Origin of the sequence: uncultured Microbacterium sp., from assembly GCF_963521645.1 — a bacterium.
Lineage (GTDB): Bacteria > Actinomycetota > Actinomycetes > Actinomycetales > Microbacteriaceae > Microbacterium.
Window position 1 is genome coordinate 1 of record NZ_CAUQVQ010000039.1, and the last position, 23,857, is coordinate 23,857.

Sequence of the window (23,857 nt, forward strand, 5' to 3'; positions counted from 1 at the left end):
CACCTCCGCCCGCGGTGGCGCGCGCCCCGCGCCCCCCCCCCCACCCCCCCGCCCCCCCGCTGGGGGGGGGGGGCGCGCCGCGCCCGCCCCCCCCCACCCCGATTCTCCCGCTGAGAGGCGATGCGCAGATGTCAGATGTCATAACCGAGGCCGTGCTGGCGAGGCTCGGCGCGGCCGGCGCGGTCGCGAGACCACAGGACCTGTATGCCGGGCCCGGCACGGACTTCTACGAGCGGCTGGTGGGGCCCGACCGCGCGGAGATCCGCGAGGTGCTGGCGCTGGCCAGACGCACGGGCGGCCGGGTCCTCGACCTCGCCGCGGGCGGCGGCAGACTGACCGTCCCGCTGGTGAGATCGGGGATGTCGGTCACCGCGATCGATCTCTCCGACGACATGCTCGCCCATCTTCGCCGCGCCCTCCCGGATCATCCGCAGCTGGAGTGCGTGGTCGCCGACATGCGCGCCTTCTCGCTGCCCGCGCGCTTCGACCTCGTGGTCGTCGGCGCGACGTCGATCACCCTGCTCGACGGCATCGGAAGGTCGCTCCTGTATGCCAGCGTGCGTCGTCACCTCGCAGCCGACGGTGTGTTCGCCTTCACGGTCGCAGGAGGCTCCTCCGCACAGAGCCTGGCGGTCGGGCGGGACTACGAGATCGAGGTCCCTGGTCAGGACGGCGACGAGACCTATCTCTTCTCCCAGCAGATCGAGGAGGGAGGTGCCGCGCGGCTGGTCAACTGGGTGCGGATCTCCGATCTCGTGGTCGGAGGAGAGGTGACGGTCTTCACGAGCCGACTGCGGCTGCTCGATCATGAGACGCTCTCCCGAGAGCTCGCGGACGCGGGATTCGCCGAACCGATCGTCTCGCCCGTGCGCACGGCCCACGGCGAAGACATCCTCTTACTCACGACACGGTGCGCGCAGACACCGGAGACGGCTGACGATGATGTCGCCGCCGCGTGACCGCCTGTCCCATCGCGCCGGGCGCGCGACGGTTCGCGTCTCCGCCGACTCGCGCCCGCTGCTCGCGTCGGGGGTCACCTTCGAGCGTGTGGCGGACGACGCGGCCTGGATCGCGATGCGGCACGGCGTGCCCTCCTCGAGGGTGTCGCGAGCGGTCATGCAGCTGCTCACGGCGATGAACGGCGAGCTCACGCTCCAGGAGCTGCACCTGCGCTTCGGCTCGTCCGAGCCCTTCGACAGCTTCCTCCAGCTGATCCAGCGCTTCCGTGCGAACGGGCTCCTGGAGGACACGACCAGGCGCGTGCCCGGACGCGTGGTCTACCGGCCACCCCTCACGCTGCAGCTCGCGACCCTCCACGCGCCGAGCATCTTCCGCCGTCTCGATCGGATGCTGGTGCCGCTCTCTCCGCGAGCGGCGCTGACGTCGCTCGGCGTCGTGCTCTGCGCGGGTGGGGTCGCCGGATCCCTGCAGGCGGCCGAGCTCTTCGACGTGATCTCCACGCCGACGCCTCTCTCCGCGCTCGTGGTTCTCGTCGTCGCGCTGTCGCTCGCGACCCTGCTCCATGAGAGCGCCCATGGGCTCACGCTCGCGAGGTTCGGCGGCCGGCCGCGCCGAGCGGGATTCATGCTGTACTACCTCACGCCCGCGTTCTTCGTCGACGTGACGGACGGCTGGCGTCTTCCCGACAGGCGGCAGCGCGTGCTGATCGCACTGGCAGGGCCTGCGGTGCATGCCGGCGTCGGCGCGATCGCGCTGGTCGTGGCGTTTGCGGTCTCGCACCCCACGGCACGTCAGACCCTGCAGCTGTTCGCCCTGACGTGCGCAGCCATCGTCGTGGTCAACCTGATCCCGTTCGTGCGATTCGACGGGTACATCGCCGTGATGAGCGCCCTCGACGAGCCCGATCTCCGGGGCCGCTCCATCCTCGACGGCACGGGCGTCGTCACCTCACTGCTGTTCGGCGGCCCACGGCCGCCCCGACAACTCGACGCCCGCTGGAGCGTGCCGTTCGGTCTCGCGAGCCTCGTCGCGCCGGTCGTCCTGGTGCTCGTCGCGCTCGCGCGCACGGCACGGGCGCTCTCGGCCGGAGGGCCGCTCCTCGGGATGCTCGTCGTCGCCGTGGAAGCCGCGCTCGTCCTCGGGGGACTCGTCGTCATCGGGCGGGCGCTGCACCGGGTCATCCGGACGGGAGTCTCCCGGGTGCGGTTCGTGTGCGTCTGCGCCGCCATCGTCTCGAGCCTCGCGATCGCGGGGTCGCTCGTGACGGTGCCGCGATCGGCCACACTCGGATTCATCGCCCAGGGAGACCGCGTGATGCTCGTGCAGGCGGGCACGACGTCCACCGGAGACGCCCCCGTGGGGTCGCGGGCCCCCGTGGGGTCGCGGGTCGAACTCCTGAGCAACGGCATCCTGGTGAACCAGCACGTCGGCGACGGCGTCGTGGCGCGAGAGCGACACGAACCCACGACGGTTCCGCTCGACGCGCTCTTCCCGGTGACGGCACCCGGCATCTCGGTTCCGGCGGTGATCGTCGCCGAGCTGGACGTCTCGGGGGACCGCGGACCGGTGCCGCCCACGGGACAGGCGCGGGTCGAACTCGGTGCGATGAATCTGTGGCAGACGCTCTGGACGATCGGCGTGGCGATGCCGCTGTCGGGCCAGTCGAGCGAGGACTAGGAAAGGGATGCAGATGAACGACAACGCGATCGAGGTCAGAGGGCTGACGAAGAGGTACGGAGACCGGATCGCCGTCGAGGACCTGTCGTTCGCGGTGCCGTACGGCGCGATCGTCGGCCTTCTCGGACCCAACGGCGCCGGCAAGTCGACGACCCTGAGAGCTGTCGTCGGACTGCTCTCGCCCACCGCCGGCGACAGCCTGATCGACGGCGTGCCGTTCTCCGCACTCGACGCCCCGGCCTCCCACGTGGGTGTGCACATGGACGGCTTCGGGTTCGAGGGCGGAATCACGGCACGGCGGCACCTGGAGATCTGTCGGCTCGCTGCAGGAGCGCCCCGCGGTCGAGCGGACGAGCTGCTCGAAGAGGTCGGGCTCGCCGCAGACGGCCGTCGCCGGGTGAAGACGTTCTCGACAGGGATGAGGCAACGGCTCGGATTGGCGGCCGCTCTCGTGGGTTCGCCTCGGACGCTCATCCTCGACGAGCCGGCGAACGGCCTGGACCCCGACGGCATCCGGTGGCTGCGACGGTTCATCCGCGACTATGCGGATCGCGGCGGCACGGTGCTGATCGCCAGCCACCAGCTCGCCGAGCTCGAACAGGTGGTGGACCAGGTCGTGGTCATCAAGCGGCGTGCCCTCTTCGCCGGTCGTCTTCATGACCTGGTCTCGGGCGATGCCGACTCGCTCGAGAGCAGATACTTCGATCTCGTCGAAGGGGCATCCGCATGACGAACGCGATCCGCAGCGAGCTGCTGCGCTCGATGAGCGGACTCTCGATCGTGCCCGTCTACCTCATCGCGCTCCTCATGCCCGCATTCGTGCTGTTCTCCGACGGCGGTCGCCTCGAGCTCGCCGGCCTCGACTCCGGTGCCGCCACCACGCTGCTCCTGCAGCCGCTCGCGTGGTCGGCGATCGCGGCGGCGTTCGTCGGCGCCTACGGCGTGACGCGCGAGTGCTACTACACCTCGCTCGAGAGGACGCTCACGGCGGTGGGCTACCGCGACTCGTTCATCGGCAAGCTCGTCGCCGGCGCGCTCGCAGCGGTCGCCGTGTCCGCCGTCATCATGGCCGTCTGGACGGCGGGGGTCGGGTTCTTCCTGGCCCGGAACGGGCTCGCACCGGTGCTCACACCGGATGCGTGGCGCATCTACTCGGGCGCCCTCGGCGGAGCGGTCCTCGGCGCGCTCCTCGGAGGCGCCGTCGGGTGGATCACGCGGAACTACTACGTGACGGCTGCGGTCGTGCTCGTCGTTCCCATGGTCGTCGAGTTCGCGCTGCTCAGGACGGCGCCCGAGGTGGCGACGTACTCGCCGGGACTCGTCCTGGCCGCACTGAGCGTCCCCGGGCATCAGGGACGGCTCCTCGATTCCCTGCCTGCTCTGGGGGTCGGGCTCGCGTGGACGGTCGCCTCGATCGCCGTCGCGTGGGTGTGCGGACGCCGGAGGCGCGTGTGAGCGCACGTGCCTTTCGCGCTCATGCGCTCGCCGTCGCGGGCGACGCGGTTCTGCGGTGGGTGTCGCTCGCCGCCTTCGCGATGTCGCTCTCGCTCGCGACGAGCATCCCCGCCGAGCTGATGAATGCCTCGGACGAGGTGCGGCAGTCCCTCACCGCCCCCTTCAGCACGATCCTCGCCGCCTACGGGGCGGTGCTCGCGGCGGTCTACGGCTCCTTCCGCTACACCGTCGATCGCCGCGACGGCGTCATCGCGCAGCGGCTGATGCTGCAGACCCGGCGGGCGACCCTGGCGACCCGACTGCCCGCAACGGCGCTGGGCGGGGCGGCGGTCGCACTCGCGGCCACCCTCGGCGGACACGCGGCGCTCGTGATCTCGATGGGCGGGGTTCCGCCGGACGTGAGGGCCGTGGCGGCGGCGAGTGCTCTCGGCGCCGTGGCGGGTCTGTGGGGAATGGGGCTCGGGCTCGTGGTGCAGTCCCACCTCGTCGCTCTCTTCCTCTCCGCCCTGTCGATCGGATCCTCGATACTCGTCGCCATGTTCTGGAAGGTCGGTGCCGTCTATCTGCCGCTCCTCGCGCTGCTCGAAGCCTTCCGCTTCGACGTCTCCGCCGTGGGGATCATGTCGGGTGAACGCCTCGACAGCTCGGTGGCGACACTGGTCTCGGTCGGGTGGGTGCTGACCGTGCTCGTCGCAGGGAGCATCGCATTCATGAGGCGGGACGTGAAGTAGCGGTCCCGAACGCCGGCCACCGGCGCGTCCCCGGGGCCCGATCCTCTCGGCGCCCGGCGTAAAATCGCTGGGTGGCAACCCCCAAGATCGTCCTCTTCTACGTGTTCACCCCCATCGCCGACCCCGAAGCGATCAGGGTGTGGCAGCGCGATCTCGGCGAGGCTCTCGGTCTGCGTGGCCGCCTGATCATCTCGAAGGACGGCGTCAACGGCACCCTCGGGGGCGACCTTCCGGTGCTCAAGAAGTGGGCGCGATCGTTCCGGTCGTATGCGCCGTTCGCGCAGGCCGACATCAAGTGGAGCGAGGGGAGCGGGGTCGACGCCGACGGTCTCAGCGTCGACTTCCCCCGATTGAGCGTCAAGGTGCGCGACGAGATCGTGTCGTTCGGCGCCCCGGGAGAACTCCGGGTCGACGACTCGGGAGTGATCGGCGGCGGCACCAGACTCAGTCCCGAGGGCCTGCATGAACTGATCGACGAGCGCGGCGACGACGTGGTGTTCTTCGACGGTCGCAACTCCCTCGAGGCCGAGATCGGACGCTTCCGGGGTGCGGTGGTGCCCGACACCGAGACGACGCGCGACTTCGTGCAGCTGCTCGACTCGGGCACCTACGACCACCTCAAGGGCAAGCCCGTGGTCACGTACTGCACCGGAGGCATTCGCTGCGAGGTGCTCTCGAGCCTCATGACCTCGCGTGGCTTCGGCGAGGTCTATCAGCTCGAGGGCGGCATCGTCCGCTACGGCGAGAGGTTCGGTGACGACGGCCTCTGGCAGGGGTCCCTCTACGTGTTCGACAAGCGCGGCTCGGTCGACTTCTCCGACCATGCCTCCGTCATCGGCGAGTGCGCGGGCTGCGGCGCCGCGACCAAGCGCACCGCGAACTGCCCCGACCCCGCGTGCCGCAGCCAGTTCGTGGTGTGCGAGTCGTGCGATCAGGTGCGCTGCACCGTGCACGCCGCGGCCTGATGCTGCGTACCCGCGGTGCACGCGCGCACTCAGGCGGCGAGCACTCCGTCTGACCGGCGGCTCGCGAAGAGCGAGCGCGGCACGACGACGGCGAGGATCCGCGTGCGTGTGCTCACGCTGCGCCGGAGCCGGCGGAGCACGATGCGCAGCGGCTGCTCCAGATCGCTCGCCGCGCCGCCGGGCGCCCGAGCGTAGCTGGCTCGCTCGACCGCATCCGTGAGAGCGCGCATCGCATCGGGGTCGACTCCGTGATCCCGCACCAGATCGTCACCGCGCATGCGGGGGCTCTCGGCGTCGGAGAGCGCGACCCCGAGGTCGAGCATGGCGGCGCGGAGTTCCGCCCACGCGGATGCCGCGTCGCCGCGTCGCGCGCTCCCGCGTCGCACCGCACCTGTCGCCAGTCGGATGACGGCGGGCAGGGACAGCACGAGCAGCGTGCCGAGCGTTCCGAGGAGGATCGGCAGGGGATCGGCCTGCGGACGCGCGCCGGTCGCACCGGTGTCGCCTCCCGCGTCGTCGCGCTCGACCTCCGGCGCGGTGGTCTGCTCGGTGCTCGGCGCCGTGGTCTGCGTCGGCGTCGTGGTGCCGGTGCTGCCGCCACCGGTCGTGGTTCCCGCGGCGAACGCGGTGGGTACGCCGAGAGAGGCCGTGGGTTCGAACGGCACCCACCCCACACCGGGGAAGCGCACTTCGGGCCAGGAGTGCAGCTGATCGCTCGACACCGAATACACGGATTCCTCTCCGCGGTTCGTGTCGGTGAGCGCGCCGGGCAGGTACCCGACGACGATGCGCACGTCCATGCCGAGGCTCTCGGCCATCAGCGCGAACGCTCCCGCGAAGTGGATGCAGTATCCCGAGCGCACGTCGAGGAACCGCGCCACCGCGTCAGCGCCCGTGCCGTCGAACCCCTCCTCGACCGGAGTCTCGAGCGAGTAGGTGAACTGGTTGCGGAACCACGACTGCAGGGCGATCAGGCGGTCGTAGTCATTGGTCTGATCGGCCGTCACCTCGCGCGCAGTGGCGGCGATCACGTCGGGCAGCTCGACCCGCTCGGCGTCCGGGTCGAGCACGGGCTCGGCGGCGGGGATCGCACGGATCTGCTCGAGGGTCGGACTCACGCGGGTCGAGCGCACCGTGTAGTCGTTGCCCACGGCATCAGCGGTGCGCGAGGCGAGGGTGCGGTTCTCGGGACTCACGCGCCACGCCGCGGGCACGCCCTGCACGCTCGTCGCCGGGTACGGGACAGGCAGCCAGGGACTCGACATGCGGAGGACCCGGATCGACGTGTCCTGCTCGGTCGTAGCGATGTCGGGGGTCCACTCCTCGGGCCCGAAGCCCTCGCTCTGCGCCTGCAGGCCGCCGCGGTCCGGTTCCCACACGCGTCCGTCGAACTGCGACAGGGTGGTGAGACGCAGATAGGGCGCGGTGGTCGCGGTAGTGGCCAGAGTCAGCACTTCGACCGGGTTGGGCTGCCGAAGATCGTCGCCGAGACGCAGCGAGGCGTCGACGGTGACCCCGACGCCGGTGCTCGCGACGCCGGCGGAGAGCGGAAGGGCCGGGGCGATCAGGATCGTCGAGGCGAGCGCCGCGACCCCGACACCCGCGGCGAGGACTGTGGAGGTGCGACGAGGGGTCTGCGGATTCTGCATGGCGGTGTACCGCAGCAGTACGACCACGAGCACACCGAACACCGCGAACCACACGATGTCCGCATCGCCGAGCGTGGCGATCATGGGCGTGGCTCCGACCGCGGCGGTGAGCAGCGCGGCGACCACCGCCCCGCGCTGCGCCACGAGCGCGTCGAGCACGATGGCGACGAACGCGAACCCCGCGCCCATCATCGCCGCGAGGGCGGGTGAGGACTCGAGCGGGGCGACTCCGTTCACGATCTCGTCCCACGCCGAGACGGCGAGGCCCTGCAACACGACCAGCGTCCGTTCGGTCGGGATCACCCCGAAGAGTCCGGTCCCTCCCGCCACGAGCACGGTCAGTGCGCCGCACGACACGAGGGCCTGCGCGGCGATCGTGGCGAGGTCGCGCTGCCAGGCCCGTCGGCGCCGCAATGCGGTGCGTGCGATCGCGCCCGTCACCGCGGTGATGACGATCATCAGCAGCACGGTCGCCGACCACGTGCCCGGGCCGATCACGGCGGTGTAGGGCCACATCGCGACGAGTCCTGCCGCCGCGGCGAGCACCGAGGGGACGATCGCGCTCGGGGGCAGATCGTGCTCGCGGTGCCAGGCGGGTCGCGTCGCGGGCGGTGCCGCGGTCTCAGCCTTGAACATCGGCGTCTCCCCGTCGATCGGCCGACGACATGGTCTGCCGCTCCGGGAGAACGTCCTCCCAGGCCTCGGCGATGTCCTCGCCGAGCGCGGCGAACCGCCACCCCAGCTGCACCGCCGCGGCCTCCGCGCCCGGTCGCGGTGCGGTGGCGAACAGCATCGGGGCCGCCGCACCGGACGGCCGCAGCAGTCCGGCATCCTCTTCGTCGATCTCGCCGGTGATGTACACGAGCGGGCCGGGCGGCGTGCCGCCGACGAGCGCCGCCAGATCACGGGCGCCGCCTCGCGGACTCACCAGCGCGAGGGCGACGAGCAGGCCGTCGCGATCGTCCTCATGTCCGCGCAGCGTGCCGAGCAGCACGCCGGCACTGTCGATCACATCGACGCCGTAGCCCTCCTGCATCAGATGCACGGCGGCCGAGGCGCACAGAGACACGGCTGTCTCGAACGACTCGTCGGCATCCGACCCGGCGCCGCTCCAGCGAGCCGCACTGCGATCGAGGACCACCAGTGCGTCCGGGCTCGACTCCTCCTCCTCCTGCCGCACCATCAGCTGACCGCGGTGCGCCGTGGCTCGCCAGTGGATGCGTCGCATCGAGTCGCCGGAGATGTAGCGCCGCGGCGACAGGTTGTCGCTGCCCTGACCGAGCCGACTCGACGACGTCTGCGCCGTGCCGCCCGCGGCGCCGACCCTGACCGTGAGCGGCGCGAGCGTGAACACCTCGGGCACGACCGTCACCGTGCGCGTCTCGCCGAACTCCTGCTCACGCTGCGCCAGCCCGAACGGATCGACCGTGCGCAGCACGAGGGGTCCGATCGGCCACACGCCGCGTCGCACGCCGGTGAGGAGATAGCTCAGCTGTCCGGTCTCGGAGGGGAACTCGCCCGCAGCGTCACCGGCGACCGCGTCGGGCAGCACGTCGCGCCAGAGCCCGCGCGGAACGCGCAAGGACCGCAGCGAGAACCGCAGAGTCACACGTGAGGTCTCCGACACGGTCAGCAGATCGGTCGAGATCTGCCGGGCCACGGTCCCCGAGCGTCGGGGGAGGACCACGACGAGCACAGAGAGAAGAGTGAGCGCCCACAGCAGGACGCCGACGTACAGCAGCACCGCCGCGCCGAGCACGTTCGCGGCGATCAGGCAGCCCGCTCCCGCGAAGAGCGCACCCGTGCCCCTGAGCGTGAGCGTCCGGCGGCGTCGCATGGCGGAAGGCGGGTCAGGAACGCACGGCCACGGGCACGCGCACGCGCTCGGCGATCTGATGCAGAGCGGACTCGACAGGCTGCGCGCCCGCTCGATGGGCGCCGCGCGCGGGAAGCAGACGGTGCGCGAGCACCGGGATCAGCAGAGCCGTCACATCATCCGGGATCACGAAGTCGCGACCGTCGAGTGCCGCCCACACCTTGGCCGCCCGGATGAGCTGCAGGGTCGCACGGGGGCTCGCGCCGAGATGCAGGTTCGGGTCGGTGCGCGTCGCCTGCGCGAGCGCCACCGTGTACTCCTCGATCGCGGGGGCGACATGCACTGAGCGGGCCCAGGCGATCAGATCCGAGACGGATGCCGCGTCGGCGACCGCCGTCACCGCAGCGAGCGGGTTGACCGTGTCGCGCTGCCGCAGCATCTCGGCCTCGGCCGCCGCATCCGGGTAACCCATCGAGATGCGCATCATGAAACGGTCGCGCTGCGCCTCGGGCAGTGCGTAGGTGCCCTCCATCTCGAGCGGGTTCTGCGTGGCCACGACGAGGAACGGATCCGGGAGCATGTGCGTCGATCCGTCGACCGTCACCTGTCCCTCCTCCATGGCTTCGAGCAGGGCCGACTGGGTCTTGGGCGAGGAGCGGTTGATCTCGTCCGCGATGACGATGTGCGCGAACACGGCCCCGCGCTTGAACTCGAACTCGCGGTCGACCGGGTTGTACACGCTCACACCGGTGACATCGCCCGGAAGCAGGTCGGGCGTGAACTGGATGCGGCGCACGGTCGCGTCGATGGTCGCGGCCAGCGCACGGGCGAGCATCGTCTTGCCCACGCCGGGGACGTCCTCGATCAGGAGATGACCCTGCGCGAGCAGGCACACGATCGCGCTCCGCACGGCATCCGGCTTGCCGTCGATCACGCGTCCGATCGAGTCGATGATGGCCGAGGTCTGCGCGGCGAACTGCTCGGCGCCGACGACGGTCGGGATCAGGGGCGGATTGTCTGGCATGCGTTCCCTCTCACGTGGGCGCTGCGGTGCGCATGAAGTGATCGTATCGCCGCTCCCTGCGGATGGGGTGACAACGGATGGAGCCGGGGGCGCCTCAGCCCCAGACGCGTGCGCGAGGTTCCGCGTGATCGAGTCGGCTGTCGCTGCTGCGTGCGACGCGCAGCAGCGCGAGCCCCCGCAGGCCGCCGAGCTCGTGCAGCGAGCAGGGGCCGACGACCTCCTGCCAGTGGGTGCGGAACCTCTCCGCGTCGCCCCGCCGCCGGGCGATCAGCCTCGGCACCGCGAGCAGCGTGCGGCCGGGCGAGAGGCGGTCGGCGAGGCGTTCGATCGCACCCAGTCGGGGGAGCCCCGCGCTGTCGACCCGCAGCAGGAACCGGGGCGTGCGCACCGGGCCGAAGAGCTCCTGCACGGCGTCGGCGACCAGCCGGGCGTCGCCCGCGGAGCCGCCCATCTCGATGCGGATGCGCGTGCGATCGGCGACGTCGGGGCGTGCGACGATCGACGACTCGTCGACCGGGCCGATGCGTCCCGCATCGTGCAGGGCTCGGGCGACGACCATCGCCGCGGCACGATAGACCTCGGCGGGACGGGAACGATCACGGAGGGTGCGGACGAGCATCCTCAGGGCCGATGCCGCGGCCGCCACGAGACCGCCGGCCGCCACGAGCGCGACGGCGAGCGGCGCCGAGGTCGTGACTCGGAGGACCGCCAGAACCGCGAGCACCGCAGCCGTGCCGACGGCGCCGAGCGCGAACGAGCCGACGGCGCCGGCGCTCGCCGCCTGTCGCGTGAGCAGCAGCGGCGAGCGCGCAGAACGGCGCACCGTCACGACCTCGCGCTCCTGCGACCGGTGCGGCTCGCCGATCCGCCACTGGCTTCGCGTCTCGCTGCGCGGAGGCCGCTGCTCGTGCAGGAGGGCGTCGAGGGCGGCGATCGACGTCGACGGGTCCTTGTCGAGCACGCGTTGCCAGGCGTCGAGCCCTGCGGCCGGGAGCGCATGCCCCACACCGCTCACGATCCGACCGTCCCCGTCGGCGCTGACACCCCACAGATGGGAGTGCCGGCGTCGCAGGCGGTCGGACTCCGAGCGGTCGTCGAGGTCGACGTCCGACGGGATCAGGCACACGACCGACCAGTTGTGGGCGACTTTGCCGGTCCACGCCGGATCGAGTCTCAGGGTGCGTCCGCGAAGCTGCTGCGTGCCCGCGGCCGTGGCCACAGTGGTGAGGTCGATCAGCGTGTTCACCGAAGGGCAGTCCCACCCCTCTCCGAGCAGCCCGCGCGTGCCCACGAGCAGGCGCACATCCCCTCGGCGGATCAGTTCGGACACCGCGCTCACGAGGCGTCCGCTCCCGACGCCGGACGCGTCGAGCTGTCGGATCGGCCCGACCCCCTCGGCGACGTCGACCGGCACCTCCAGGATCTCGGCGAGCGAGTCCGCGATCGCACGCGCGTCTTCCGCGCGCACGCGCAGATGACGGGATGTGAGGAGCACCGGATGCAGACTCGCGGTCACGGGGTCGACGGCGAGCAGATCGAAGGTGCGCAGTGCGCCCGCGGGGGAGTCGCCGACCAGCCCCCGGCTGTTGCCGTGCTCGACGAAATCGGTCACGACCACGGCGCGGACGCGCTCGCCGTCGGCGTCGTCGAGCTCACGGCGGAGGATGTCGACGGCGGCGTGGTCCTTGGCCGCCGAGAAGGCCAGGGTCGTCTCGACCGGGTCGCGCCCTCGGCGGATGCCCCGATCCGTCAGCGCGTACCCGAAGTCGGCGAGCGAGCGCCGCACGTATGCCCACTGCTTCTCGGCATCCGGGTCGGACAGCAGGCGGCTCTGCGCGAAGCGGGCCAGCACCGTGAGCAGATCGTCGGTGCTGCAGCGGTCGAGCAGCACGAGCGGGATCGCCGCGATCAGCGGATGCCCGGGCGCGACCTCCCGCAGCACGAGCCCGCATGATCGCGTGAGCGCGAAGTCGGTGGAGAACGCTCGATCGAGCCGCGCGAGGGACGTCTCGTCTCCGCCGCCGTGCTCGCCCACGGCGTCGTCCACGGCGTCCGGCGGCTGCAGCTGCTCTTCGAGATAACGCACGGCATCCGGAGTCGAGAGCACCTGCGTGATCAGGTCGTGCAGCAGACCCTCATGCCGACGGATGAACGCCGCCTCGGCGGGCGTGGGCTCGGTGAAAGCCACGTGGTCGCGGTAGGGCGCGAGGTGCCCCTCCTTCACGACGGCGGGGGTCGGAACCTCGTAGTCGACCTCGCCGAGCAGGCGGCTGTAGTTCTCGAACTCGGTCTCGTCGTCGGGTGAGGGCAGGGTCGCCGTCAGCCCGATCAGCAGGGGTGCTGCCCCCGTCTCGCGGATGCGGCCCGCCAGGTAGGCGACGACGATGGCCCAGTGGTCGAGCAGATGATGGCACTCGTCGAGAACGATCGTGCGCACCCCCGCCGCGACGATCCGCTCCATGAGCGCGACCGCGTTCGGATGCAGCACCCGGGCGAGCTCCGCCGGCCTCTGCCGCGTGAACCGCGACCGCAGCCGTCGCGCGCGGCTGCGGATGCCGGAGCGATGGGCGGCGGCGTTGTCGACCGCGAGCTCCGCGAGCCAGGTCGCGGCGTCCGCCTCGGTGCGACCGGCCGCGACGAGTTCATCGGTCCACACCGTGCGGGCGAGCTCGTCGAAGGGCGAGCTGTCGGCGGTCACGCTGAGCAGCTGATACGTCAGCACCGTGAGGTCGCCGAGTCGCTCGGGGTCGTCCGACACGGCGGCGGGGTCCGCGGCCAGCTCGGCGGCGGTGCGCAGCCACTGCTGGCGGATCGTGACCGTGGGCGACAGCACCAGAGCGCGGTGACCTGCGCGAGCCGCCAGGAGCAGGCCGAGCAGGGTCTTGCCCGATCCCGGAGGGGCGACGATGTGCAGTGGTCCGTCGCCGTGGAGGCCGGGATGCTCGAGCACCTCGGCCTGGTACCTGCGCAGAGTGCCCGAGAAACGCCAGTTCGACAGGGGAGTGGCGGCGGCGTGATCCATGACCGCTCCAGTCTGTCAAAGAGCGGGTGCGGAGATCGGTTAGACTGTTCTCGGCTCTCCGCGTGGCGGCATCCAGGCCAATTCCCCCAGGGCGGAAACGCAGCAAGGGTAACCGGGCTCTGCTGGGTGCGCGGAGAGTCATTTCTCTTCTTCGGCCCGCGGTCGCCGGACTCTCGGTCCGCCTGCGGCAGCTCACGGGTCGACGCTGTCAGCGTCCTCAGGGCCAGCCCTGTCAGGATCGTGATGTGACCAGACCCGACATGACCAGCGCCGGTGGACCCGCCCGGGAGTCGGCCCTCGCGCGCTTCGCGTCGCCGGTCCTGCTGCTGGCGGCCATGTGGCTGGTGCAGTTCGTGGATGCCGTCCTCCCGCTCTCGTTCACGGGCTTCGGGCTTCGCTCGTGGGACCCGGCGGGTCTCGCGGGCATCTTCGTCTCGCCTCTCCTGCACGCGAGCTGGGCGCATCTGATCGCGAACTCCGTGCCGTTCCTCGTGCTCGGCTGTCTCGTCGCCGTCGAGGGCACCCGACGGTTCTGGTCCGTCACCGCGTTCGCGGCCGTGATCGGGGGCATCGGCACGTGGCTTCTGAACGCGCCCGGAGCGCTCACCGTGGGAGCGTCGGGCCTGGTGTTCGGCTACTTCGGATACACCGTCATGCGGGTCTTCGCGCCGGGGCGCGTGTCGCACCGCATCCTGTACGCCGTGATCGCGGTCATCGTGATCAGCCTGTACGGCGGCTCGATGCTCGCGGGAGTCGTCGGCGTCCGCGACGGCATCTCGTGGCAGGCTCACCTGTTCGGCGCGATCGGCGGGGGACTCGCGGCCTTCGTCGGTCGTGGATCGGCTCGCCGCTCGTGAGGGCCGAGGCGCGATGACCGCCGGCCGGAGCGCGGGCACCGCGAAGAAGCGCGCATCGAGGCGACCGACGTCGAGGTCGCGGTCTGCGACGCGCCGACCGGCTCAGCCCGGTACGCGACGACGCACCTCGCCGCGTCGTCGAGCGCAGAGGCGGCAGCAGCGCCGACGGGTGCTGCGCCGGATCGCCGTCTCCGCCGCGGTCGTGCTGCTGGCCGCGGGGGTCGCCGCCGTGGCGATCCCGCTCAGCCTCGCGCAGGAGAGACCGGTGGCGATCTGCCTGAGCGACCCCACGACCTTCGCGCCGCAGGGTGTCGCCGGATGGCAGGGCGAGCAGCTCGAGAACGCGGCGACGATCATGCAGACGGCATCCGCGCTGGGGTTCGGCCGCGACGGGCAGGTCCTGGGCGTCATGACGGCGATGGGCGAGAGCAGTCTGCGCAACATCGACTACGGCGACTGGGAGACGACCGGCTTCACCAATCCCGACGGCAGCCGCACGACGAGCATCGGGCTCTTCCAGCAGCAGGAGTGGTGGGGCAGCGTCGAGCAGCGCATGGACCCGGCGACGGCGGCGACCCTGTTCTACGAGCGGCTGGCGCGCGTGCCGGAGTGGCATGCGATCGATCCGTCGCTCGCGATCCATCGGGTGCAGATCAATCTCGACCCCGCGTACTACTCGCGCTACCGTGCCGACGCGATCGCGGTGGTCGATGCGCTGTCGACGACCTGCTGAGCGGATTCTCCCGGCGCGGAACCCAGCGGATCCCGAGTGAGACGCACCTATGCTGAGTGCGTGGCGCAGAGCATCTACATCACCTCGGCCGAAGGCCATACCGGAAAATCCACGATCGCCCTCGGCGTCCTGGACGCGCTCATGCGGGTCACCCCGCGGGTCGGCGTGTTCCGCCCGATCGCGCGCTCCGTGACCGAACGCGACGACGTGCTCGAGCTCCTGCTCGCGCACGACGGTGTGCAGCTCGACTATGAGGACTGCATCGGCGTCACCTACGACGACGTGCGCGACGATCCCGACCGGGCCCTCTCGACCATCGTCGCGCGGTTCAAGGCCGTCGAGGCGCAGTGCGACGCCGTGGTGATCATCGGCAGCGACTACACCGACGTCGCCAGCCCGGCCGAGCTCGGCTTCAACGCGCGCATCGCCGCCAACCTGGCCGCGCCCGTGCTGCTGGTGCTCAGCGGACGCGATCAGCAGCGCCAGGCCGAACAGCTCGGCACCACCACCGCCCGCACGGCGGCAGCGGTCGGCCAGATCGGCGCGCTGGCCCTCGCCGAGCTCGAAGCCGAGCGGGCCGAGCTGTTCGCGGTGGTCGTCAACCGTGCCGATCCGGAGGCGCTCCCCGACATCGAGGCCGCGGTCTCGGCGGTGCGCCCCTCGCGCAGCACGCCCGTGTGGGCGATCCCCGAGGACCGCACGCTCGTCGCTCCGTCGATCCGCAGCATCCTGTCGGCCGTCGAGGGCAGGTTGATCAAGGGCGACCCCGATCGGCTCGGGCGCGAGGCGCTGACGATCGTGGTCGCCGGCATGTCGATGGTCAACGTGCTGCCCCGACTCACCGAAGAGGCCGTCGTCGTGATCCCCGCGGATCGCACGGAGGTGCTGCTGGCCACGCTGCTCGCCGACGCCTCCGGCACGTTCCCGCGGGTCGCCGGCATCATCCTGAACGGGCCGTTCCCGCTGCCGGAGCCGATCGTGCAGCTGCTCGACGGCTTCACCTCGACGGTGCCCATCATCGCGACCGACCTCGGCACGTATGACACGGCGGTGCGGGTCATGGGCGCCCGTGGCCGGATCTCGCCCGAGTCCCGCTCGCGCTACGACCGGGCGCTCGGTCTGTTCCAGACGCACGTCGACATCGCCGAGCTGACCACTCAGCTGGGTCTCGCCGAGTCGCGCGTGGTGACGCCGCTCATGTTCGAGTACGGACTCATCGAGCGCGCGCGTGCGGATCGCCGCCGCATCGTTCTGCCCGAGGGCGACGACGACCGCATCCTCCGCGCGGCCGCGACGCTGCTGGCGCGCGAGGTCGCCGACCTGACCATCCTGGGCGACGAGGACGCGGTGCGCGCCCGTGCGGTGGAGCTGGGGGTCGACATCACGGCCGCCCAGGTGATCAGCCCCACCGACCCCGAACTCGTCGAGCGCTTCGCGACCGAGTACGCGCGACTGCGAGCGCACAAGGGCATCACGCTGGCCCAGGCCGCCGACACCGTGACCGACGTGTCGTACTTCGGCACGATGATGGTGCATCTGGGCCTCGCCGACGGGATGGTCTCGGGTGCCGCGCACACCACGGCGCACACCATCCGTCCGTCGTTCGAGATCATCAAGACCAAGCCGGGCGTCACCGTCGTCTCGAGCGTCTTCCTCATGGCGCTCGCCGACCGGGTGCTCGTCTACGGCGACTGCGCGGTGATCCCCGACCCGACGAGCGAACAGCTCGCCGACATCGCCATCTCGTCGGCGGCCACGGCGACGCAGTTCGGCATCGAGCCGCGCGTCGCGATGCTGTCGTACTCGACGGGCGAGTCCGGCTCGGGCGCCGACGTCGACAAGGTGCGCGCCGCCACGGCACTCGTGCACGAGCGCGCCCCTGAGCTGCTCGTCGAGGGCCCCATCCAGTACGACGCCGCGGCCGACGCCGCCGTCGCCCAGGCGAAGCTGCCCGACTCCGCGGTGGCCGGGCGCGCGACGGTCTTCGTGTTCCCCGATCTCAACACCGGCAACAACACCTACAAGGCCGTGCAGCGTTCGGCCGGCGCCGTCGCGATCGGCCCCGTGCTGCAGGGGCTGAACAAGCCGATCAACGACCTCTCCCGCGGCGCGCTGGTCGATGACATCGTGAACACGGTCGCGATCACCGCGATCCAGGCGCAGGCCGAAGGGACGGCATCATGACCGCGATCCTCGTGATCAACAGCGGGTCGTCCTCGCTCAAGTACAGCCTGATCGACATCGAGAACGAGAACGAGCTCGCGAGCGGCCTGATCGAGCGCATCGGTCAGGACGTCGGTGCCGTCACGCACACCGTGCGTCCGGACACGAGCGCGGATGCCGTCGTGACCATGCTCGACGGCTCCTACGAGCAGGAACGCGCGGTGGCCGACCACGCGGAGGCCTTCTCGGTCATGCTCGAGCAGTTCGAGGCAAACGGTCCCTCGCTCGCCGAGCGGGCGCCCGCCGCGGTCGGACATCGCGTGGTGCACGGCGGCGCGCGGTTCTACGCCCCGACACTGGTGACGCCCGACGTCGAGCGGCAGATCGACGAGCTCGCGGTGCTGGCGCCGCTGCACAATACCGCCAACCTCGCCGGCATCCGCGCGGCGAGGGAGGTGTTCACCGATGTGCCGCACGTCGCCGTCTTCGACACCGCCTTCCACCAGACACTCCCGCCCGCGGCATACACGTACGCGATCGACGCCGAGCTGGCTGCGCGGCATCGTGTGCGCCGCTACGGATTCCACGGCACGAGTCACCAGTTCGTGAGCGAGTCGGCCGCGGCGTTCCTCGGGCGGGACCTCGCGACGCTGCGCCAGCTCGTCTTCCATCTGGGCAACGGCGCCTCCGTCACCGCGATCGACGGCGGTCGCTCGGTCGAGACGTCGATGGGGCTCACGCCTCTCGAGGGTCTGGTCATGGGCACGCGCTCCGGCGATCTCGACCCCGCAGCCCTCCTGCACCTCGCGCGTCGCGCCGGGTACTCGATCGACGACCTCGACGCGCTGCTGAACTCCCGCAGCGGGCTGAAGGGCCTCGCGGGACGCAGCGACATGCGCGACATCCTCGCCGGACGAGAAGCCGGCGACGAGGCGGCGACCCTGGCCTTCGACGTCTACATCCATCGCCTGCGCGCCTACGCGGGGTCGTACATCGCGCAGCTCGGCGGCGTCGACGTGATCTCCTTCACGGCCGGCGTCGGCGAGAACGCGGCGGCCGTGCGCGCCGAGGCCATGGCGACGCTCGGCTTCGCGGGCGTCGAGATCGATCCGGGGCGCAACGCCGTGCGGGGGCGCGGCATCCGTCGGATCTCGACCGATGCCTCCGCCGTGACGGTGCTCGTGGTGCCGACGAACGAGGAGCTGGAGATCGCGCGGCAGACCGCTCGCATGCTCTGAGCGACACACCCGGACGAGAATCCGCGCTCGGGGGTTACCGCCGACGCCTCGGCCCAACTACGCTTGCACAGTGGCACGGAGAGGTGCCGGAACCATCGTCCTTCTCCTGGAGGCTCCTGTGCCCGAAGCACTGCCCGACCTGCTCCGCGCCGACGGGGTCCTTTTCGACCTCGACGGCGTGCTCACCCCGACCGCAGAGGTGCACATGCGCGCCTGGAAGGTGGTGTTCGACGACGTGTTCGCCCGCTGGGGCATCGACACGCCGTACACGGACGCCGACTACTTCGACTACGTCGACGGCAAGAAGCGCTACGACGGAGTCGCGAGCCTCCTGCACAGTCGCAACGTCGAGGTGCCCTGGGGGTCCGTCGACGATCCGCCCGAGGCCGAGACGATCTGCGGCATCGGCAACCGCAAGAACGCGGCCTTCGCGACCGCGCTGCGTGCCGAGGGCATCGCTCCCTACCCCGGTTCGCTCGCGCTCGTCGAGAAGCTGTCGGCCGCAGCCATCCCGCTCGGCGTGGTCTCGAGCTCGAAGAACGCCGAAGAGGTCCTCGGTGCGTCCGGCCTCCGCTCGTTCTTCCGCGTCGTGGTCGACGGCGTGGTCGCGGAGCGCGACGGTCTCGCCTCCAAGCCCGCCGCCGACATGTTCGCCGCGGGCGCCGCCGCGCTGGGGGTCGATCCGGCCTCGAGCGTCGCCGTCGAGGATGCGACCTCGGGTGCGGCCTCCGCCGCGGCCGCCGGTTTCGCGACCGTGATCGGCGTCGACCGCGGGACGGGCGCCGAGGCGCTGCGCGCCGCGGGCGCGACCGTGGTGGTCGACGATCTCGATGTCTTCCTCTCTGCGCCCGAGGGCTCCGACGCCGCCGGCACCACCTCCATCAGCTCCGACTCCGACTCCGAGGACCCCGCATGATCGACCGCGAACGCTTCCCCGTCGACCCCTGGCGCCTCATCGAGACGCGCTACTCCGAGAGTGGCGTGGCAGAGACGCTCTTCAGCGTGGGCAACGGCTATCTGGGTCTGCGCGGCAACCACATCGAGGGCCGGGGTGCGCACGAGCACGGCACGTTCATCAACGGTCTGCACGAGACCTGGCCGATCCGCCACGCGGAGCAGGCCTACGGTTTCGCCGAGGTCGGCCAGACGATCGTCAACGCACCTGACGCCAAGGTCATGCGCGTGTACGTCGACGACGAGCCGATCTCGTTCGACGAGGCCGATGTGCGCGAGTACCGCCGCACGCTCGACATGCGCACGGGTGTGCTCGAGCGCATCGTCGTCTGGGAGACGCCGTCGGGCAAGCGGGTGCGCATGCGCGACGAGCGCATCGTCAGCTTCGAAGAGCGGCACCTCGCGGTGCTGCGTCTCGAGGTCGTCGTCGAGAACTCCGACGCGCCCGTGACCGTGAGCTGCCAGATGATCAACCGCCAGGACGGCGCCGGCGTCTACGCGGGCACCCCGACCGAGGCGAAGAGTGGCTTCGATCCGCGCAAGGCCGAGAAGATCGCCGAGCGCGTGCTGGAGCCGGCCGAGTACTGGCAGGACGGCCTCCGCTCGGCGCTGTCGTACTCGGTCGCGGCATCCGGCATGACGGTCGCCGTCGTGGCCGATCACGTGATCGAGACCGAGAACGACTACACGTCGCGCACGCTCATCGAGGAGGACATCTCGAAGAATGTCTTCCGCGTGCAGGCGAAGGCGGGCGTGCCGATCACCGTGACCAAGCTCGTGAGCTACCACACCTCCCGGGGCGTGCCGCCGCGCGAGCTGGTCGACCGGTGCCGTCGCTCGCTCGACCGGGTGCGGGTCGAGGGCGTCGAGGCGCAGTTCGAGCGTCAGGCCGCATGGCTCGCCGCCTTCTGGGAGCGCAGCGACGTGCAGATCGGCGGACACGACGACATCCAGCAGGCGACCCGCTGGTGCCTGCTGCAGCTGGCCCAGGCCTCCGCCCGCGCCGACGGGACGGGTGTGCCCGCCAAGGGCGTCTCGGGCTCGGGGTACAGCGGTCACTACTTCTGGGACACCGAGATCTACGTGCTCCCGTTCCTCACCTACACCTCGCCGCAGTGGGCGCGCAACGCGCTGCGTGCGCGCGTGCTCATGCTGCCGGCGGCCCGCCGCAGGGCGGCGCAGCTCAACGAGGCGGGCGCGCTGTTCCCCTGGCGCACCATCAACGGCGAGGAGGCCTCGGCCTATTACGCCGCAGGCACCGCGCAGTACCACATCAACGCCGACGTCAGCTTCGCGCTCGGAAAGTACGTGCGCGCGACCGGCGACGACGACTTCCTTCGGCGCGAGGGCATCGACATCGCGATCGAGACCGCTCGCCTGTGGGCGACGCTCGGCTTCTGGCGCACCTCGCGCATCGTCGCCGACACCGCCGATGACGACGGCATCGAGACGTTCCACATCCACGGCGTCACCGGACCCGACGAGTACACCACGGTCGTGAACGACAACCTCTACACGAACGTCATGGCGCGGTACAACCTCCGCTACGCGGCGCGCGTGGTGCGTGAGGCGCGCGAGGCGAACGGCGAGGAGTTCGCCAGGGTCGTCGAGCGCACGGGCCTCGCCGAGGGGGAGGCCGAGGGCTGGGAGCGGGCCGCAGACGCCATGTTCATCCCGTTCAGCGAGAGCCTCGGCATCCACCCGCAGGACTCGCTGTTCCTCGAGCGCGAGGTCTGGGATCTCGCGCACACCCCCAAGGAGCAGCGGCCGCTGCTGCTGCACTTCCACCCGCTCGTGATCTACCGCTTCCAGGTTCTCAAGCAGGCGGATGTCGTGCTCGCGCTCTTCCTGCAGGGCAACCACTTCACGCCCGAGGAGAAGAAGGCGGACTTCGACTACTACGACCCGCTGACCACCGGGGATTCCACGCTGTCCGCGGTCGTGCAGTCGATCCTCGCGGCCGAGGTTGGCTACCAGGACCTCGCTCTGCAGTACTTCCGGCAGTCGCTGTTCGTCGACCTGCACGACCTGCACCACAATGCGGCCGACGGCGTGCACGTCGCCTCTGCGGGCGGTGTGTGGACGGCGCTCGTCTGCGGCTTCGGCGGCATGCGCGACTACGCGGGAGAGCTGAGCTTCGACCCGCGCCTGCCTGCGGACTGGCCGTCGCTGACGTACCCGCTGCAGTGGCAGGGATCCGCCATGCAGGTCACGATCACCGCCGACGAGCTGCGCGTGCATGTGAGCACGGGCGATCCCGTGCCGTTCAGCGTGCGCGATGTCGCCTACATCGCGACGGTCGACGAGGACGTCGTCGTGCCGCTCGCCGACCAGGGCCCGATCCTGTCGGGGCGCCCGACGCTCCGTCAGTTCGCCGATGCGCTCCGCGAGGACGGCACGCGCCTGTCGGCATCCGTCCCGGTGATCACGACCGCGATCCCGATCGTCGAATCGATCGACTGAGACCCGCACGCACGATCCGACCGGCGCCCCCTCCGGCCGCCCACGCCCCACACGGCACGGGCCGGGCCGGAGGGGGCGTCGGCGTGCGGGCGGGGCGTGCAGGAGCGCACAGGAACGAGGCCCGGATGCTGTGCACCCACCCTGCCTGAACGTCCGTGGCACGCCGTAGGCTGGTGTCGTGACCACAGCCCTCTACCGCCGCTACCGCCCCGAGTCGTTCGGCGAGATGATCGGGCAGTCCCAGGTGACCGACCCGCTCATGACCGCACTCCGCGGAGACCGGGTCGGACACGCGTATCTCTTCTCGGGGCCCCGCGGCTGCGGCAAGACCACGTCGGCGAGAATCCTCGCGCGGTGCCTGAACTGCGCCGAGGGACCCACCGACGTGCCCTGCGGCACGTGCCCGAGCTGTGTCGAGCTGTCGCGCGCCGGTGGCGGGTCGCTCGACGTCGTCGAGATCGACGCGGCGAGCCACAACGGTGTCGACGACGCTCGCGATCTGCGCGAACGCGCGACCTTCGCTCCCAGCCGTGACCGCTACAAGATCTTCATCCTCGACGAGGCCCACATGGTCACGCCGCAGGGGTTCAACGCGCTGCTCAAGCTCGTCGAAGAGCCGCCCGAGCACGTCAAGTTCATCTTCGCGACGACCGAGCCCGAGAAGGTGCTCGGCACGATCCGCTCGCGCACCCATCACTATCCGTTCCGACTGGTCCCGCCCGCGGCCATGCTCGAGTACGTCGAGAAGCTCTGCGTCGAAGAGGGCGTGGTCGCCGAACGCGGTGTGCTGCCTCTCGTCGTCCGCGCCGGCGGCGGCTCGCCCCGAGACACGCTGTCGCTGCTCGATCAGCTGATCGCCGGGTCCGATTCGCCGGCGGGTTCCGAGACGGTCACGGTGGCCTACGAACGCGCCGTCGCACTCCTCGGCTACACGCATGCCGCGCTTCTCGATGAGATCGTCGACGCTCTGGCCGCCGGCGACGCGGCCGCCGCGTTCCCGGCGATCGATCGCGTCGTGCAGACCGGCCAGGACCCTCGTCGTTTCGTCGACGATCTGCTCGAGCGCCTGCGCGACCTGATCGTGATCGCGGCCGTGGGCGCCGGGGCCTCCTCCGTGCTGCGCGGTCTCGCCGAAGACGATCTCGCGCGCATGCGCACGCAGGCGGACTCGTTCGGTGCCGCTCGTCTGTCTCGGACGGCCGACGTGGTCAGCGCGGCGCTCGACGACATGTCGGGAGCCACCTCGCCGCGTCTGCACCTGGAGCTCATGGTCGCGCGGGTCCTCGCCGCACGCACCGACGCCGACGCCGACGGCGTCGCAGCTCCGGCGACGTCTCCGAGGGCCGACGCCGCACCGGCGACGTCTCCGAGGGCCGACGCCGCACCGGCGACCGTCGCTTCCCGGACGGGCGCTCCTGCCGTCGCGGCACCGACGGAGACCGCGAGATCCGCACAGGAACCGAGCTCGCCTCCCGCGTCCACGCAGGTTCCCGAGACCTCGGTGCACGTCGCCTCCGACGAGTCCGTCGGGTCGACCGTGCACGCAGCGCCCGACGAGCCCATCGGCTCCGACTCCCCGGGCCTGGTGGCCGCAGACGTCGCCGAGGCCGCCGAGATCGCGGCCGAGGTCACCGAACCCGAGACGCCCGCTCCGGCGGAGCCGTCGGGTCCGGTCACGTTCGGCCGCATCACGGAGTCGTGGCCCGGCGTCCTCAAGCGGCTCGAGGGGCTCAGCCGCACCTCGTGGCTGCTCGCGACGGCCGTGCAGCCGCTCGCGTACGACACCGAATCCGAGGTCCTCACGCTCGGCTTCGCCAGCCAGCACGACGTCGCCAGGTTCAAGGGCACGACTCCGGGCGCGGGACCGTCCGATCACCTGCGCATGGCCATCGAGCACGAGGTCGGGGTCAAGGTCAAGTACCGTCCTGCTCCCATGCCCGCCGGAGGCGCTCCGCGTCAGCCGTCGTCTCCCTCTTCCGGCGCGCCCGCCGCTGACGCTCCCGCATCGGAGCCTGCGTCAGCGCGCTCACCTCGCCCACAGACCAGCAGCGCCTCGGCGGCGGCCGTGACGGAGTGGGCGGTGGCACGGATCCCGGCCTCCAACGACCCCGTGGCCATGCCCGCTCCGGTCGGGGCGCGCGCGTCGGAGT

At 71.1% G+C, this 23,857-nt stretch carries 17 protein-coding genes and 1 other RNA gene; 14 read left to right on the forward strand and 4 right to left on the reverse strand.

Features of this window, described 5'->3' with window-relative positions:
* The first annotated feature begins 128 nt into the window (after positions 1–128).
* The 6 genes from mpaM (at position 129) to RWO82_RS09905 (ending at position 5,788) form a co-directional block, all read left to right on the forward strand.
* Positions 129–959: a daptide-type RiPP biosynthesis methyltransferase gene (gene mpaM / locus RWO82_RS09880; protein ID WP_314426291.1), complete on the forward strand. Its 831-nt coding sequence runs from the start codon at positions 129–131 to the stop codon at positions 957–959.
* Positions 940–2,637, forward strand: a complete 1,698-nt coding sequence (mpaP, locus tag RWO82_RS09885) for a daptide biosynthesis intramembrane metalloprotease (protein WP_314426293.1) — start codon at positions 940–942, stop codon at positions 2,635–2,637. The genes mpaM and mpaP overlap by 20 nt, the downstream gene beginning before the upstream one ends.
* Before the next feature lie 13 nt (positions 2,638–2,650).
* Complete coding sequence (locus tag RWO82_RS09890; protein ID WP_314426295.1) at positions 2,651–3,367, forward strand: ATP-binding cassette domain-containing protein; 717 nt, start codon at positions 2,651–2,653, stop codon at positions 3,365–3,367.
* Positions 3,364–4,092 (forward strand): ABC transporter permease, encoded by a 729-nt coding sequence (locus tag RWO82_RS09895; RefSeq protein WP_314426297.1) that lies wholly within the window; start codon positions 3,364–3,366, stop codon positions 4,090–4,092. The genes RWO82_RS09890 and RWO82_RS09895 overlap by 4 nt, the downstream gene beginning before the upstream one ends.
* Positions 4,089–4,823, forward strand: coding sequence for a hypothetical protein (locus tag RWO82_RS09900; RefSeq protein ID WP_314426299.1), 735 nt, complete (start codon positions 4,089–4,091; stop codon positions 4,821–4,823). Before RWO82_RS09895 ends, RWO82_RS09900 begins: the two co-directional genes overlap by 4 nt.
* 71 nt (positions 4,824–4,894) lie before the next feature.
* Entirely contained in the window at positions 4,895–5,788 is an 894-nt protein-coding gene (locus tag RWO82_RS09905; RefSeq protein WP_314426301.1) for a rhodanese-related sulfurtransferase, read from the forward strand.
* Between the two features lie 29 nt (positions 5,789–5,817).
* Here the strand turns inward: RWO82_RS09905 and RWO82_RS09910 are convergent, their stop codons facing one another.
* The 4 genes from RWO82_RS09910 to RWO82_RS09925 all read right to left on the reverse strand — a co-directional run bounded on the left by RWO82_RS09910 (position 5,818) and on the right by RWO82_RS09925 (position 13,299).
* On the reverse strand, positions 5,818–8,073 hold the full coding sequence (locus tag RWO82_RS09910; RefSeq protein WP_314426303.1) for a DUF3488 and transglutaminase-like domain-containing protein: 2,256 nt from the start codon (positions 8,071–8,073) through the stop codon (positions 5,818–5,820).
* Positions 8,060–9,274, reverse strand: coding sequence for a DUF58 domain-containing protein (locus tag RWO82_RS09915; RefSeq protein ID WP_314426306.1), 1,215 nt, complete (start codon positions 9,272–9,274; stop codon positions 8,060–8,062). Before RWO82_RS09915 ends, RWO82_RS09910 begins: the two co-directional genes overlap by 14 nt.
* A gap of 13 nt (positions 9,275–9,287) precedes the next feature.
* Complete coding sequence (locus tag RWO82_RS09920; protein ID WP_314426308.1) at positions 9,288–10,277, reverse strand: MoxR family ATPase; 990 nt, start codon at positions 10,275–10,277, stop codon at positions 9,288–9,290.
* Positions 10,278–10,371: 94 nt separating this feature from the next.
* Positions 10,372–13,299: a DEAD/DEAH box helicase family protein gene (locus RWO82_RS09925; protein WP_314426310.1), complete on the reverse strand. Its 2,928-nt coding sequence runs from the start codon at positions 13,297–13,299 to the stop codon at positions 10,372–10,374.
* A gap of 49 nt (positions 13,300–13,348) precedes the next feature.
* On the opposite strand from RWO82_RS09925, the gene ffs reads away from it, so the two are divergent.
* From ffs to RWO82_RS09965, 8 genes are all read left to right on the forward strand, one after another.
* Positions 13,349–13,445: signal recognition particle sRNA small type (gene ffs, locus RWO82_RS09930), an RNA gene on the forward strand.
* Between the two features lie 99 nt (positions 13,446–13,544).
* The gene (locus RWO82_RS09935; RefSeq protein ID WP_314426312.1) at positions 13,545–14,156 is read left to right on the forward strand and encodes a rhomboid family intramembrane serine protease; all 612 of its coding nucleotides are present in this window, start codon (positions 13,545–13,547) and stop codon (positions 14,154–14,156) included.
* Between the two features lie 169 nt (positions 14,157–14,325).
* The gene (locus RWO82_RS09940) at positions 14,326–14,889 is read left to right on the forward strand and encodes a hypothetical protein (RefSeq protein WP_314426314.1); all 564 of its coding nucleotides are present in this window, start codon (positions 14,326–14,328) and stop codon (positions 14,887–14,889) included.
* Between the two features lie 60 nt (positions 14,890–14,949).
* On the forward strand, positions 14,950–17,073 hold the full coding sequence (gene pta / locus RWO82_RS09945; protein WP_314426317.1) for a phosphate acetyltransferase: 2,124 nt from the start codon (positions 14,950–14,952) through the stop codon (positions 17,071–17,073).
* A complete protein-coding gene (locus RWO82_RS09950; protein WP_314426321.1) occupies positions 17,070–18,290 on the forward strand; it encodes an acetate kinase in 1,221 nt (406 codons plus the stop codon). Before pta ends, RWO82_RS09950 begins: the two co-directional genes overlap by 4 nt.
* A 118-nt stretch (positions 18,291–18,408) precedes the next feature.
* Positions 18,409–19,206, forward strand: a complete 798-nt coding sequence (locus RWO82_RS09955) for an HAD-IA family hydrolase (protein WP_314426326.1) — start codon at positions 18,409–18,411, stop codon at positions 19,204–19,206.
* Positions 19,203–21,707, forward strand: a complete 2,505-nt coding sequence (locus tag RWO82_RS09960) for a glycosyl hydrolase family 65 protein (protein ID WP_314426323.1) — start codon at positions 19,203–19,205, stop codon at positions 21,705–21,707. Before RWO82_RS09955 ends, RWO82_RS09960 begins: the two co-directional genes overlap by 4 nt.
* 178 nt (positions 21,708–21,885) lie before the next feature.
* On the forward strand, positions 21,886–23,857 hold a 1,972-nt coding region (locus tag RWO82_RS09965; RefSeq protein WP_314426325.1), incomplete at its 3' end, for a DNA polymerase III subunit gamma and tau.

Bases quoted from the DNA above. Each gene is read 5' to 3' on its own strand.
- RWO82_RS09960 (WP_314426323.1), top strand. From the start codon at position 19,203: ATGATCGACCGCGAACGCTTCCCCGTCGACCCCTGGCGCCTCATCGAG.
- RWO82_RS09895 (WP_314426297.1), top strand. From the start codon at position 3,364: ATGACGAACGCGATCCGCAGCGAGCTGCTGCGCTCGATGAGCGGACTC.
- mpaP (WP_314426293.1), top strand. From the start codon at position 940: ATGATGTCGCCGCCGCGTGACCGCCTGTCCCATCGCGCCGGGCGCGCG.
- RWO82_RS09890 (WP_314426295.1), top strand. From the start codon at position 2,651: ATGAACGACAACGCGATCGAGGTCAGAGGGCTGACGAAGAGGTACGGA.
- RWO82_RS09910 (WP_314426303.1), bottom strand. From the start codon at position 8,073: ATGTTCAAGGCTGAGACCGCGGCACCGCCCGCGACGCGACCCGCCTGG.
- RWO82_RS09925 (WP_314426310.1), bottom strand. From the start codon at position 13,299: ATGGATCACGCCGCCGCCACTCCCCTGTCGAACTGGCGTTTCTCGGGC.
- RWO82_RS09915 (WP_314426306.1), bottom strand. From the start codon at position 9,274: ATGCGACGCCGCCGGACGCTCACGCTCAGGGGCACGGGTGCGCTCTTC.
- RWO82_RS09920 (WP_314426308.1), bottom strand. From the start codon at position 10,277: ATGCCAGACAATCCGCCCCTGATCCCGACCGTCGTCGGCGCCGAGCAG.
- RWO82_RS09950 (WP_314426321.1), top strand. From the start codon at position 17,070: ATGACCGCGATCCTCGTGATCAACAGCGGGTCGTCCTCGCTCAAGTAC.
- mpaM (WP_314426291.1), top strand. From the start codon at position 129: ATGTCAGATGTCATAACCGAGGCCGTGCTGGCGAGGCTCGGCGCGGCC.